12 protein-coding genes are annotated in these 14,311 nt (G+C 65.6%); 3 read left to right on the forward strand and 9 right to left on the reverse strand.

The window, feature by feature from the left end; translation table 11 throughout:
* Positions 1-766 precede the first annotated feature (766 nt).
* From VHN57_RS12610 to VHN57_RS12625, 4 genes are all read right to left on the reverse strand, one after another.
* On the reverse strand, positions 767-1,315 hold the full coding sequence (locus VHN57_RS12610) for a hypothetical protein (RefSeq protein WP_004207710.1): 549 nt from the start codon (positions 1,313-1,315) through the stop codon (positions 767-769).
* 156 nt (positions 1,316-1,471) lie between these two features.
* Complete coding sequence (locus tag VHN57_RS12615) at positions 1,472-1,846, reverse strand: STAS/SEC14 domain-containing protein (protein ID WP_423284036.1); 375 nt, start codon at positions 1,844-1,846, stop codon at positions 1,472-1,474.
* 64 nt (positions 1,847-1,910) lie between these two features.
* Entirely contained in the window at positions 1,911-2,162 is a 252-nt protein-coding gene (locus VHN57_RS12620; RefSeq protein WP_004207712.1) for a hypothetical protein, read from the reverse strand.
* Between the two features lie 105 nt (positions 2,163-2,267).
* Positions 2,268-2,417, reverse strand: coding sequence for a hypothetical protein (locus tag VHN57_RS12625; RefSeq protein ID WP_333884345.1), 150 nt, complete (start codon positions 2,415-2,417; stop codon positions 2,268-2,270).
* A 148-nt stretch (positions 2,418-2,565) separates the two neighbouring features.
* Between VHN57_RS12625 and VHN57_RS12630 the strand changes: the two genes are divergently transcribed.
* On the forward strand, positions 2,566-3,675 hold the full coding sequence (locus VHN57_RS12630; protein ID WP_278392828.1) for a sensor histidine kinase: 1,110 nt from the start codon (positions 2,566-2,568) through the stop codon (positions 3,673-3,675).
* 5 nt (positions 3,676-3,680) lie between these two features.
* Positions 3,681-4,430, forward strand: coding sequence for a LytR/AlgR family response regulator transcription factor (locus VHN57_RS12635; RefSeq protein ID WP_278988511.1), 750 nt, complete (start codon positions 3,681-3,683; stop codon positions 4,428-4,430).
* Positions 4,431-4,497: 67 nt separating this feature from the next.
* Here VHN57_RS12635 and VHN57_RS12640 read toward each other — a convergent pair whose 3' ends face one another.
* The 5 genes from VHN57_RS12640 to VHN57_RS12660 form a co-directional block, all read right to left on the reverse strand.
* Entirely contained in the window at positions 4,498-5,796 is a 1,299-nt protein-coding gene (locus tag VHN57_RS12640) for an OprO/OprP family phosphate-selective porin (protein WP_423284040.1), read from the reverse strand.
* A 164-nt stretch (positions 5,797-5,960) separates the two neighbouring features.
* A complete protein-coding gene (locus VHN57_RS12645) occupies positions 5,961-6,305 on the reverse strand; it encodes a UrcA family protein (RefSeq protein WP_423284042.1) in 345 nt (114 codons plus the stop codon).
* A gap of 578 nt (positions 6,306-6,883) precedes the next feature.
* A complete protein-coding gene (locus VHN57_RS12650; RefSeq protein ID WP_341462740.1) occupies positions 6,884-7,300 on the reverse strand; it encodes a phosphotransferase in 417 nt (138 codons plus the stop codon).
* Positions 7,216-7,698: a phosphotransferase gene (locus tag VHN57_RS12655; protein ID WP_278988644.1), complete on the reverse strand. Its 483-nt coding sequence runs from the start codon at positions 7,696-7,698 to the stop codon at positions 7,216-7,218. The genes VHN57_RS12650 and VHN57_RS12655 overlap by 85 nt, the downstream gene beginning before the upstream one ends.
* Positions 7,699-7,823: 125 nt before the next feature.
* Positions 7,824-11,168, reverse strand: coding sequence for an autotransporter domain-containing protein (locus tag VHN57_RS12660; protein ID WP_423284044.1), 3,345 nt, complete (start codon positions 11,166-11,168; stop codon positions 7,824-7,826).
* A 219-nt stretch (positions 11,169-11,387) separates the two neighbouring features.
* Here VHN57_RS12660 and uvrA point away from each other — a divergent pair, with 219 nt between their 5' ends.
* On the forward strand, positions 11,388-14,303 hold the full coding sequence (gene uvrA / locus VHN57_RS12665; protein ID WP_423284046.1) for an excinuclease ABC subunit UvrA: 2,916 nt from the start codon (positions 11,388-11,390) through the stop codon (positions 14,301-14,303).
* Positions 14,304-14,311: the final 8 nt, after the last annotated feature.

Below are 14,311 nucleotides of genomic sequence, written 5' to 3' on the forward strand. Positions count from 1 at the left end.
ACTTCTCGGTAGCGGACAGTCGCTTGTGAACGTAAGCATGGCCACATGCGGACCGGCTTTATTTGCATTGCTACGTTGACGCTATGCGCATGCAACAGCCACGAAGACGTGGCTATTCCCATCGATCAGACCACCGGATTTCGAGACGGTTATCGTGTCGAAATCAAACGTTCAGGGAGCCTCGAATGGAACGGCCAGAACCTAAATGACGCTGAATTCGTATCATACATGCGAGAGTATGCGGCGCAGCCGAAAGGAGCCGGTCGTCTGTGGGTAGAGTTTGAACCCGGCGTTCCGGCGGCCCGCGCTTCCGAAATTCGCCAGCAGGTAATTGCAAGCGGCCTATGCAAACAGAAGCGATGCGTGGAAGGACGTTGGGGCGTTCAGCGACCAGTAGTTAACTAACTGCTATATACCGATGCTTCCCGTAAGCTGCCATTCCGCTTCCCACCCAACTCCGTCATCCCAGCGAAGGCTGGGATCTCACTTCCTTCCGGGCTCTGAGAAGAACAGAAAGATGCCAGCCTTCGCTGGCATGACGGGATAAAGACCTGTCCGCGACCCACCCAATCCCACCCGGTGAAGGCTGTGATCTTCCTGCTCTTCGAGAGCGGACGATAGTGGAGTACAGGCGCGCGCCGCGCGGTTCATGCGCGCGGCGCCGTGAAGAAGGCGGAGGAAGGACAGGCCGAACGGCGCCAGACCAGCAACCAGGCCGCCATCCCGCCCGCGCCCTCCCCAGGGGCGCCGGCAGGATCAGGCCGGATCAGTTGGCCTTGGACAGGTCCACCTTCTCGACCCATTCGGGGTAGAAGGTCGGCTCGCGGTTGGACCAGCCGACCGCCGTGGCGGCCGCCTCGCTGATCGACTGCAACAGCAGCCGGCGCTTTTCGGGGTGAAGATGCGGCAGGCTCGCCGCCGCGCAGAAGGCGCCCGGCAGCCAGGGCCGCGCCCCCGCCCCCAGCAGCCGCTCATAGAGGAAGCGATAGGCCGAGAAGCTCGCCAGCCGGTCCTGCCCCAGGTCAAAGGCGGACACCGTCACCAGCGGCGCCATGAACGGCTCCACCTGGTCCAGCCCGCTATCGTCGGGGACATGCGCCTTGATCTCGTCCAGCCGGCCATAGATGCGCGCCTGGGCGCGGATGCTGGCTTCCTCGACCATGTCGCGCGACCATAGCTTCATCGCGTCGCGGCGATGCAGCCCGATGTCCAGCGATCTGCGAATATATCTTTGCGTGGCCGACGGGAAACTGGCGAATTCCCGCAATTCCGCCAGGGTAATAGCCCCGTCCGCCGGTCTTGCACTCGTGCCCATTGCTCATGCCCTCCGACTTGAAGTCGATCAGCAGAACATGCGCCTCACATGGTTAGCAAAGGCTTAACGAGCACCTGTCCCACCGATTGTCACAAGGGACCAGATTTCGTTTTGCAGTGCAACATGATATTTTTGTGAAATGCGACGGACGGAGGATTATACCTGCGCTTCAACCGCTTCGGCTTCCAGCAACCAGGCCAGCCCCGCCGTTGCATCATCGAATATCCGCAGATAGGGCTGCGTCATTTCGCGCTTCACCTGCAACCGGGTGATTGCGCTGCCGGTGATGATGGCGATCCGCCGCGCCTTGGGGAAATCGCCCAGATTCGCGCGGAAGGACGCGACCGCCTCCTGTGGCTGGGCGCTGCTGGCGCTCATGTCCATGCGCAGCAGATAGCCCGGCTTGAACCCCTCGGCCAGGAAGCGGGCCTTGCACTCGCGGGCATAGGCCGCGACTTCCTCCGCGGTGAACAGCTTGGACCATTTGATGTCCAGCAGGTTCAGATCATGGCGAAATTCGATGTGGTACATGGCGCAGTCTCCTGCGCGCTCCCTGCCACGACCGGGTTAATATTTCGCCTCAGGGAGCCCCTGCTCAGCCCGCACGCCGCTCCAGCACCGCGCCGATCATGCTGCGCCACACCGCCACGTCGCCGGCCCGCGCCATGTCGGCATCGGGTTCGCGCAGCGTGTGCAATATCGCATAGGCATCGTCGACATGGTCGGGCCAGGCCGCATCCACCGCGCCCGCCGCATGGGGATCCTGGCCGCCGCCATTCAGGCTGAGCTGGCGCCCGGCCAGCACGCGGGCAATGCGTTCGATCGCGGGGGTGGTGGAAGTCGGCATCGTCGTCTGCTCCTCTCGCGCGGGGAAGCCGGCCTGCCGCCTGATGGCGGTCGGGGCCGCGCTTGCCCGACTGGAATAACATGGATTTTCGCGGTCCGCTATCGGTCAGCGCTCGGGCTGTTCGGGAAACCCCGAAGACGGCACCGGCTCGCCGTCATCGTCCGGCCGGCTGGTCGCGGGCGGGTCCGACGCATCCATGCTGTCTTCCAGCGCCTCGTCCAGCTTCTTCTCGCTCTCGCGCCTGGTATCGCTCATCTGCGCGTCTCCTTTTCTCCTGCCGGATCAACCGACAGGAGCCAGCACCAGTTCCCCCCCCCCGCCGCTTCGACCAACCGCCAAGCCGCTTCGACCAGCATCGCGCGCAGGGGGCGACAGCGTCGCCAAGCTGGCGTAGATATCCTCCATGACACTTCCCACCGAAGACGGGCCACGCGGCGTGGCGCCTGCCGTCGCCCTTTATTCCATCATCGGCTTCTGGTTCTTCTATGCCGTGCTGATCAGCCTGCGCGCGGCGGTGGTCGGCTTCGATTCCCAGATCGAAATGGCGGCCCGCCGCGCGGTGGTGACATTGATCGGCATCATCGTCACCTGGGTGCTGTACCTGGTGTTGCGCCGGTTCGACGGCAAGCCGCTGATGATCCGGGTGGTGGCCGCCTTCTCGCTCGCCGCCCCCTTCGCGCTCGCCATGGCGGCGGCCAATTTCTATGTCTTCAACATTTATGATCCGGTCAGCATGTTCCCCGATGCGGATCATGAGAAATATACCCAACAGGGCTATGCCCTGACCGCGATCCTGGAAGATGCGCTCAGCCGCTATTTCTTCCTCGCCGCCTGGGCCGGCCTCTATCTCGCCCTCTCCTATGCCAGCGAGGCGCATCGCACCGAACGCCGCGCCGCCCGGCTGGAACGCGCCGCGCAGCAGGCCGAACTGCGCTCGCTGCGCTATCAGGTGAACCCGCATTTCCTGTTCAACACGCTGAACTCGCTTTCCTCCCTGGTGATGAAGGACCGGCGCGACGAGGCCGAACAGATGATCATGTCGCTCTCCAATTTCTACCGCACCAGCCTCACCGGCGATCCGCTCGATGACGTGCAACTGGAGGAGGAAGTCCATCTCCAGAAACTCTATCTGGATATCGAGGCGGTGCGCTTCCCCGACCGGCTGGCCACCCGGATCGACATTCCCGCCGACCTGCTGACCGCCTGCGTGCCGGGCCTGATCCTCCAGCCGCTGGTCGAAAATGCGATCAAATATGGCGTCTCGCGCACCTCCAGCCCGGTCGCCATCACCATCCGCGCGCGCGAGGAGCATGGCCTGCTGCACCTCACCGTCGCCGACAATGGCGACAAGCCGCCCAGCCCCGGCGATGGCGGCAGCGGCATCGGCCTCGCCAATGTGCGCGACCGCCTGTCCGCCCGCTTTGGCGATCAGGGCCGGATCGACTATGGTCCGCAGGCCGATGGCGGCTTTGCCGTCAATCTCTTCCTTCCGCTCAACCGCCGGGGGTGCTGACGCCCATGTCCATCCGCACCATGATCGTCGACGATGAGCCGCTCGCGGTCGAGCGATTGCAGATGCTGTGCGCGCGCGAACCGCGCATCGCGCTCGTCGGCACCGCCAATGATGGCGAGGCGGCGCTGCGCCTGGTCGAGGCCCTGAAGCCCGACCTGCTGCTGCTCGACATCGCCATGCCGCTGCTCGACGGCATCGGCGTCGCCCGCGCGATCAGCCAGATGGGCATTCGCCCGGCGATCATCTTCGTCACCGCCTTCGAAAGCTTCGCGGTCGAGGCGTTCGATCTCGCCGCGGTCGATTATCTGCTGAAACCCGTCGCCCATGATCGCCTGACCCGCGCGGTCGACCGGGTCGAACAGGCGCTGCGCAGCCGCGACGGCGAGGATGGTGCCCCGCCCGCCCCGGCCGAACCCGCGCCCGAATGGGCCGAGGAATTCTGGGTGCCGCACCGCTCCGAACTGGTCCGCATCGCCGCCGACCAGATCGACCGGATCGAGGCGGAGCGCGACTATATGCGCCTCCATGTCGGCGCCCATAGCTATTTGCTGCACCAGACCATCAGTTCGCTGGAGGAACGGCTCGATCCGCAGGCGTTCGTCCGCCTGCACCGCTCGCACATCGTCCGCCGCCCGCATATCGCGCGGCTGCGTCACGATGGCAGCGGCGTCTGGTTCGCGGCGCTGGCCGACGGCAACGAGATCCGCATCGGCCGCACCTATCTCGCCAATGCGCGGGCGATGACGGGACGCTGAGAGGCCTTTTGGACACGCGCCTCCGGCGCACCCGCGCATTTTCCAAAACAGACGCGCTCTTCCGCGCTCAATAGATCCACTGGATGCGGGTCAGCACCGTGTCGCTCTCGCCGCGCTCGCCGAACCGGTCGAGCCAGGTGTGGCCCCAGGTCGCACCGAATTTCCAGCGCGTCGTCGCCCACCAGTTGAGCCCCAGCATCGTCTTCTTGAAGCGGCCGCCCTCGATGCCATTATCGTCCAGGTCCATTTCCGAATAGCGCGCCACCAGTTCGGGCGCGCCCCAGCGGCCCTTGGGAATGACGCGCCGGGCATAGCCGACATTGCGGTCATAGGGCCGGGTTTCGCCGGTCAATATCCAGCTGCCGGTGACATACCAGCCATGGAAGACCGGGTCGCGAAATTCGCGCGAATTGGTCCGGTTCAATATATATTCGCCCAGGAACGAGACCGGCCCGACATTCAGCAGCGCCTCGCCGGCAAAGCCGTCGCTGCTCTGCGCCGCGAATTTCCCGGTGTCGATCGCGACATCGCCGACATTGGTTTCCGCCCGGCCGCTATAGCGGATCGTGCCGTCCGCCGCGGCATGGCGATAGGCGACACCGACATGCAGGAACTCGTTGCGGTCGGGCACGTCCCAGATCAGCCCGGTCATGCGCGCCGAATAGTCCCAGCCACGGTCGGTCGAGCTGCCGAAATCCCAGCTATCCTTGTAGGCCCCCGCCGAAAAGGTCGCCGCCTTGTTCGCGCCCAGCACCTGGACGAAGCGGACGCCGAAATTGCGCGACGTGAAAAAGGGCGTCAGCACGCGTTCGCTATGCGGCAGGTTCGCCGAATCCCCGACCATTTCGTAGGAGAATGTCTCCTTGGTCTTGCCCAGCGTCATCTTGGTGCGGCTGCCCAGCGGAAAGGTCAGCGACGCGTCGGTCAGCTTCCATTTCTGCTCGGGGTTGGTGTCGAACCCCTTATATTCGCCGCTGAGCTGATAGCTCACCCGATAGTCGCCGCCGACCGATCCGATCAGGCTGAGCCGCGCCGATCGCACCTGAAACTCGTTCTCCTGCCGGCCGATCTGGCTTTCATTGACCGCGTCCTGGCTGAAATCGGTCCAGTCGCCGATCAGCGACAGGCCCAGCCGGATCTTGAAGAAGGGCAGTTCCTTGTTCGGGTCGGCGGGCTTGGCCGGCGCGAAATCGGGGACGACATAGCTCGGCGTCTCGTCCACCGCATGCACGTCGCCGCCGCTATGATGGCCGATCGGTTCGTAGAGCGATTCCGTGCTCTGCGCTCGGACATCGGGCGCGCATAGCCCTCCGGCCATCAGCATTGCCATGATGACGAGCGAAGTGCCGGGAAGACGCGCGCGCATGACCATTATCCCCTTGAACCTGCCCCTTCTGATCGTCGCAAATCCGGAGGTCCGCCATCGGGGGAAATACCGAGAATGGCCGGGGCGGACGCGCCGGTTATCCCAACGCGAAAAGGGCCCGGCTCGCGCCAGGCCCTCTCCCTCCCTTGGCGGGATGCGGATGGTCAGTTGCCGACCACCGGCCGGGCATCCTTGGCATCGGCATAGCGCTCGTTGGTCTGGGCGCGGGCGATGGCGGTCGCGATCGGCGCCTCGACCTGGGCGATCGCGGCGGAACGGCAGGCGCTGAACGCCGCCAGGTCGCTGGTCGAGCAAACCTTGCCCGCCGCACGGGAAATCCGGCTGCGCAACTGCCGCTGATCGGCATAGCGGGTCAGGTCCAGGTCGCCGAAGCGAACTTCGGTGGTACGGCCGTTGGACTTGAATTCCTGCGCCGAAGCGATGCCGGAACCTGCCAGCAGGGCGGCGGCGGCACTCAAGGCAGTGATGATCTTGGCGGTGGCGAACATGGCGTGTCTCCTCAAAACTGTCATGGCATCCGGCCTGCCTCGTCAGGGGGCGTCGACGCGCCGGATGCGAACGGTTCGGCGGGGGTCTTGTGGGGGCGTTGCGCCATATCCCGTTCGCCCATCCTGTGTACGCGCCCGGCCCTCTCGCCGCCCGTCCGCTTCGACCGGCAACCCCCGGCATCGGCCAACGACCGATCCATCGACCAAGCGCGGATTTGCGGGGACGAACGACCGGACGAATGCCATTCGTCCGCGAAACGACAGCCAATTCCCTAGGGGAAATTACGGAGACGCAGGAGGAGCGGACATGAAAACGCCCCCGGCGCAAGGGAATGCCGGGGGCGTATCCGGATGCTGTCGGGCACTCCAGATCTTGTCTCAACTGTTACCGTCAACACGGCACCATCGGCCGTGAACCGTCGCTTAACGCGCTGCTCTCTGGCCTGTTTCGATGTCAGAATAACAACAAGTCGGCGGTCGCAGCGGCCCGTTCGATGATCGGCCCATGGCCTCCGCCCGATGGCATGGCCACTGGACCAACCGTCCACCACGGCCCACCAACGACATCCGCCCTGCGATCAGGCGTCCAGCGCGGGCAAACCCGCCCGTTCCAGTGCGCGAACCAGATAGGCGCCAAAGGCCGCATCGCGGGCGGGCAGACGATGGCGCATCCAGGCCAGGCCAACCAGCGCCCGCCAGGCGGCCAGCGCCTCGCCATCCATCGTCGCGGCCCGGCGGTAACAGCGGACATAATGGGCCGTGGCCAGGTCGCGGACCGGCCCCTCCAGCCAGCCACTGGCTTGTCCCGGACCAAAGCGCATCAGCATCTCGCTGCGCACCACATCGGCCGCCGGCATCGCCCGCGCCGCCTTCGACCAGTCGATCGCCACCAGCCCCTCGCCACTGACGATCAGATTGGCCGGATGCAGGTCGCCATGCGACAGCATGTCGCCCTCGCCCAGCTGGTCCAGCCGGTCGATCGCCGCCGCACGCAACCGCGCACCATCGGCGCCATTTCGATATCCTCGGTCAATATCGCCTTGCGGCTGCGCAGCATCGGCACCGGCTGTCGATGGATATGCGCCTGCAACTGCGCCATCGCCCGCATCGCCCAGCCCACCCGATGCGGATGGCGCCAGATATAATGGAGCAGGTTGGGGCCCTCTATCTCGCTATAGATGATGCCTTGCCGCCCGCCGGCCTCGCACCGGCCGAACAGCCGCGCCGCCGGCAGGCCGGTCGCCTGGATCATCTCTGCCGTCACATATTCGCGGCGAATGATCGACGGGTCGACACCCTCGTGGAACAGCTTGAGCACCCGCCCCCCGTCCAGCCGATAGACCGCGGCGGAGGCGCCCTCGGCAATGAAGGTGGAAGGATCGGGCAACGTCATGCCCCTCGCCTGTGCCGCAGGCGGGCAGGATTGGCCAGCGATTTCGCGTCGACACCCCCAATGCCTCCGACGCGACCGCCATGTCCGCTCCCATCGCCCGCAGCCCGAGGCCCCGTCCCGCCGCACTAGAAGCGGAAGGACAGATTCCCCCGCCACTGCCAGCTCGACAGGCCGCCCGATCCGATCCCGTAATATTCGCCCGATCCGATCAGCGCGACATTGCCGCGCAACTGGATGCGCGTGCCGAACCGGACCGATCCGGTCGCCGGCGTGGTCGCGATCAGGCGCAGGTCCGGCCCCAGGACACGGCCGCCATTGGGGCGCAGATAGGCAAAATCGACGCCACCCTCGACATAGGGGGTGATGACCATGTCATCCGATCGGAATGGCCGGCTGATCTCCAGCGACGTCGCCACCGCGCCATAATCATAGCGCGCATCGCCCTGCAGCACGCGCAGGTCGATATTGCCCACCTGCCCCTGCAGGACATAATTGTCGTGCCAGATGCTGGCATAGCTCCACGACAGGCGGGGCCGCAGCAGGAAGCTGCCGATCGGGCGCTGCGCGCTCATCCCGATCGTGCCCGACAGGGTGAAGCTGTCATGCTTGCCCGACAGCATCAGCACATGCTGTTCATATTCGCCGAAGTTGAAGCCGATGCTGGCATCCAGCACCACGTCCGAATTTGCCATCCGATGCACCATGTATGGCTTCACCGTGATGGAATCGGCCTGCTGGCGCATGCCGCCATTGAAGGATTTATAATCCGAATTGCCGAACTGGATGGCCATGCCGGCAACGGTGCGCTTGTCGATCCAGCGATCCAGGCCAATATTATACTGGTTCGCGCTGCCCCTGGTCCGGGCGCCGGAACGGTCATCCTTCAGCGTCGAATAGCTCCATTCTCCCCAGGCGGTCCAGCGCCGGCGGGCATTGGCTGCAATCCGGCAGGCCTTCTCGACCAGTTGCGGATCGCCCCGCAACCGGCCTTCGCGCCCGGCCCGGCAGACCTCATCGGCGGTCATCAGCATCGGGCGCCGCTCATCGCGGCCCGGCGCGACACCGCTCGGCGCGATCGGCGGCAGCGTCTCGGGGCGCGGCCGCTGTATCGGCCGCACGGTCGGCCCGCCCACGTCCGGGTCAGGCCGCAGACCCGGCGTTACCGTATCGGGATCAGGCCGCAGACCCGGCGTCACCGTATCAGGATCGGGCCGAAGCCCCGGCGTCACCGTATCAGGATCGGGACGCAAACCCGGCGTCACCGTATCCGGATCAGGCCGCAGTCCCGGCGTCACCGTGTCCGGGTCAGGCCGCAGACCCGGCGTCACCGTATCAGGATCAGGCCGCAGCCCCGGCGTCACCGTGTCCGGGTCAGGACGCAGTCCCGGCGTCACCGTGTCCGGATCAGGACGCAGACCCGGCGTCACCGTATCCGGATCAGGCCGCAAGCCCGGCGTCACCGTGTCAGGATCAGGACGCAGACCCGGCGTCACCGTGTCAGGATCAGGACGCAGACCCGGCGTCACCGTGTCAGGATCAGGACGCAGTCCCGGCGTCACCGTGTCCGGATCAGGTCGCAGTCCCGGCGTCACCGTGTCCGGATCAGGACGCAGACCCGGTGTCACCGTATCCGGATCAGGCCGCAAGCCCGGTGTCACCGTATCCGGATCAGGCCGCAAGCCCGGTGTCACCGTATCCGGGTCAGGCCGCAGACCCGGCGTCACCGTATCAGGATCGGGCCGCAGTCCCGGCGTCACCGTGTCCGGATCAGGACGCAGACCCGGTGTCACCGTATCCGGATCAGGCCGCAAGCCCGGTGTCACCGTATCCGGATCAGGCCGCAAGCCCGGTGTCACCGTATCCGGATCAGGCCGCAAGCCCGGCGTTACCGTATCCGGATCAGGCCGCAGACCCGGCGTCACAGTATCCGGGTCAGGTCGCAAGCCCGGTGTCACCGTATCCGGATCAGGCCGCAAGCCCGGCGTTACCGTATCCGGATCAGGCCGCAGACCCGGCGTCACAGTATCCGGGTCAGGTCGCAAGCCCGGTGTCACCGTATCAGGATCGGGCCGCAGCCCCGGCGTCACCGTATCCGGGTCAGGCCGCAGACCCGGCGTCACCGTGTCCGGATCAGGCCGCAAGCCCGGCGTCACCGTGTCAGGATCAGGCCGCAGCCCCGGCGTCACCGTATCCGGATCAGGGCGCAGGCCCGGCGTCACCGTATCAGGATCAGGACGCAGACCCGGCGTCACCGTATCAGGATCAGGCCGCAGCCCCGGCGTCACCGTGTCCGGGTCAGGACGCAGTCCCGGCGTCACCGTGTCCGGATCAGGACGCAGACCCGGCGTCACCGTATCCGGATCAGGCCGCAAGCCCGGCGTCACCGTGTCAGGATCAGGACGCAGACCCGGCGTCACCGTGTCAGGATCAGGACGCAGACCCGGCGTCACCGTATCCGGGTCAGGCCGCAAACCCGGCGTCACCGTGTCCGGATCGGGACGCAGTCCAGGCGTCACCGTGTCCGGGTCAGGACGCAGTCCCGGCGTCACCGTGTCCGGATCAGGACGCAGACCCGGCGTCACCGTGTCAGGATCAGGTCGCAGACCCGGCGTCACTGTATCCGGATCAGGCCGTATTTCGGGTGTTGGCGTATCAGGGTCCGGGCGGACTTCCGGCGTCACCGTATCGGGGTCTGGTCGCGCCTCCGGCGTAATGGGAACGGGCACCGGCCGCAATTCGGGCGTGACGATTTCGGGATCAGGATGCAATTCCGGCGTCACCGTGTCCGGATCAGGACGCAGCCCCGGCGTCACCGTGTCGGGGTTCGGCCGCAACTCCGGCGTCACAGTATCCGGATCGGGCCGCAGACCCGGCGTCACCGTGTCGGGGTTCGGCCGCAGCTCCGGCGTCACTGTCTCGGGCAAGGGCCGCAATCCGGGCGTGATCAAATCCGGATTGGGGCGCAACCCCGGCGTTACCGTATCCGGCAAGGGGCGCAGCCCCGGCGTCACCGTATCCGGGTTTGGCCGCAATTCCGGCGTGATCAGATCGGGCAGTTCCGGGTCGGGCCGGTTCCAGTGATCGGGAAAATTGATGCCGCCCGGATGCTGGTCGGCCGAATCGACGAAATTGTCATATTCCGCATATTCGGTGCGAATATGGGCGAACAGATTATGGGTGCCGCCATTTTCCCGCACGATGGGCGATACCGTCAGGTGCAGGCCGGTATCGGGCTGGGTCCAACTGTCCACCCGCTCCCCGGTCTCGGGAAAGACGACGAAAAACTCGCCCGGATCGACGCCGGACAGCCACACCGAATGGTCCTTGCCCTCGGTCCAGCCCAGGAAGATGATCCGCCCCGCCGGCGTCTCGCTCTGGGCCATGGCCCCAGTCGTCGCCAATGTCATGCCCGCGACGCTGCCCGCCACGCTCAGGACGCCCGCATGCCAATGGCGCCGCCAATAGGTCATGCCCCGTTTCTACGTGCGATCCCATAGCCGCGGCCATCCATGGAAACCCCGAGACAGGCCGAGACGCGCCCGCAGCCGAACCAGAAACGCCCTCCGGCCGGTGCAGCGCGCCATCGTCCACGCCCGGCCATCTTCCCCTGGCCGCTCCCCCTTCCTATCTTGCCTCCCGACCGGGCAACGCCCCTTGCCCCCACGGAACAAATCTGGAACAACGCCCCCATGAGTCTGACCCATATTTCGGTGCGCGGCGCGCGCGAGCATAACCTCAAGGGCGTGGACGTCGATCTGCCCCGCGACAGCCTGATCGTCATCACCGGCCTGTCGGGCTCGGGCAAGTCCAGCCTCGCCTTCGACACCATCTATGCCGAGGGGCAGCGCCGCTATGTGGAGTCGCTCTCCGCCTATGCGCGCCAGTTCCTGGAGATGATGCAGAAGCCCGATGTCGAGCATATCGAGGGCCTCTCCCCCGCCATCTCGATCGAGCAGAAGACCACCAGCCGCAACCCGCGCTCCACGGTCGCCACGGTCACCGAGATATACGACTATATGCGCCTGCTCTGGGCGCGCGTCGGCATCCCCTATTCGCCCGCCACCGGCGAGCCGATCAGCGCCCAGACCGTCAGCCAGATGGTCGACCGCGTGGCCCTCCTGCCCGAAGGCACCCGTTTCTACCTGCTCGCCCCGGTCGTGCGCGGGCGGAAGGGCGAGTATAAGAAGGAACTGGCCGAGTGGCAGAAGGCGGGCTACACCCGCGTCCGCATCGACGGCGAGCTTTACCTGATCGAGGATGCCCCCGCCCTCGACAAGAAATACAAGCATGACATCGAGGTCGTGGTCGATCGCCTGGCGGTCAATGCCGAAATGGCCACCCGCCTCGCCGACAGTTTCGAGCAGGCGTTGAAGCTCGCCGACGGCCTCGCCTTTGTCGACCTGGCCGAGGGCGTCGTCCCCGGCCGCGAGGATGAAGCCCAGTCCGCGGGCAAGATGAAGAATGCCGGCATCCCCGCCAACCGCATCGTCTTTTCCGAGAAATTCGCCTGCCCGGTCAGCGGCTTCACCATTCCCGAGATCGAGCCGCGCCTCTTCTCCTTCAACGCCCCGATGGGCGCCTGCCCGGCCTGCGACGGCCTGGGCGAGCGGCAGGAGTTCGACCCCGAACTGGTCGTCCCCAACGAAGCCCTCTCCCTGAAGAAGGGCGCCGTCGTCCCCTGGGCCAAGTCCAACCCGCCCAGCCCCTATTATATGCAGGTCTTGGGCTCCCTCGCCAAGGAATTCGGCTTCTCCCTCGACACCCCCTGGGCCGAGCTGCCGGGCGAGGTGAAGCTCATCATCCTCCACGGCACCGGCGGCAAGCCCGTCACCCTGCGCTTCGTCGACGGCAAGAAGAGCTATGAGGTCAAGAAGCCGTTCGAGGGCGTGATCGGCAACCTCAACCGCCGCCTGCTCCAGACCGAAAGCGCCTGGATGCGCGAGGAACTGAGCAAATATCAGACCGCCATGCCCTGCGAGACCTGCCACGGCGCCCGCTTGAAGCCCGAGGCACTCGCGGTCAAGATCGCCGGCGAGGACATCTCCGTCTCCACCCGCCGCTCGGTGGTGGACGCGCTCGCCTTCTTCACCGCGATGCCCGACGCGCTCAATGACCAGCAGAACCAGATCGCCCGCGCCATCCTCAAGGAAATTGTCGAGCGCCTCGGCTTCCTCAACAATGTCGGCCTCGACTATCTGAACCTCGACCGCACCAGCGGCACATTGTCGGGCGGAGAAAGCCAGCGCATCCGCCTCGCCAGCCAGATCGGCTCGGGCCTCTCGGGCGTCCTCTACGTCCTCGACGAACCCTCGATCGGCCTGCACCAGCGCGACAATGACCGGCTGCTCGTCACCCTGAAACGTCTCAGAGACCTCGGCAACAGCGTCATCGTCGTCGAGCATGACGAGGATGCGATCCGCGCCGCCGACTATATTGTCGACATGGGGCCGGGCGCCGGTGTCCATGGCGGCACCATCGTCGCCCAGGGCACCCTGCCGCAGCTATTGGCGCACAAGGACAGCCTGACCGCGGACTATCTCAACGGCACCCGCCGCATCGAAGTCCCGGCCAGGCGCCGCAAGGGCTCGGGCAAGAAGATCACCGTCCACAATGCCCGCGCCAACAATCTCACCGGCGTCACCGCGTCGATACCCTTAAGCACCTTCACCTGCATCACCGGCGTGTCGGGATCGGGCAAGTCCAGCTTCACCATCGACACCCTCTATGCCGCCAGCGCCCGCACCCTCAACGGTGCCCGCATCGTCGCCGGCCCGCATGACAAGATCACGGGCCTGGAAAATTGCGACAAGGTGATCGACATCGACCAGTCGCCGATCGGCCGCACCCCGCGTTCCAACCCGGCCACCTATACCGGCGCCTTCACCAATATCCGCGACTGGTTCGCGGGCCTGCCCGAGGCCCAGGCGCGCGGCTACAAGCCGGGCCGCTTCTCCTTCAACGTCAAGGGCGGTCGCTGCGAAGCCTGTCAGGGCGACGGCGTGCTCAAGATCGAGATGCACTTCCTCCCCGACGTCTATGTCACCTGCGACATCTGCCACGGCGCCCGCTATAATCGCGAGACGCTGGAGGTGAAGTTCAAGGGGATGAGCATCGCCGACGTGCTCGACATGACGGTCGAGGATGCGGTGGAGTTCTTCAAGGCCGTGCCGCCGATCCGCGACAAGATGGCGATGCTCGCCGAAGTGGGCCTTGGCTATATCAAGGTCGGCCAGCAGGCCACCACCCTGTCGGGCGGCGAAGCCCAGCGCGTCAAGCTCGCCAAGGAATTGTCGCGCCGCGCCACCGGCAACACCCTCTATATCCTGGACGAACCCACCACCGGCCTGCATTTCGAGGATGTCCGCAAGCTGCTGGAAGTCCTCCACGCCCTGGTCGAACAGGGCAACAGCGTCGTGGTGATCGAACATAATCTCGATGTCATCAAGACGGCGGATTATATCATCGACATGGGACCGGAGGGCGGCGTGAAGGGTGGCGAAGTCGTCGCCCAGGGCACGCCCGAACAGGTGGTGAAGGAGAAGCGCAGCTTTACCGGACGCTATCTGGCGCCGTTGCTGGGGTTGGAGGCTGTGGCGGCGGAGTAATCCGCGCT

Origin of the sequence: Sphingobium salicis subsp. salicis (genome assembly GCF_049472635.1) — a bacterium.
Taxonomy (GTDB): Bacteria; Pseudomonadota; Alphaproteobacteria; order Sphingomonadales; family Sphingomonadaceae; genus Sphingobium; species Sphingobium yanoikuyae_A.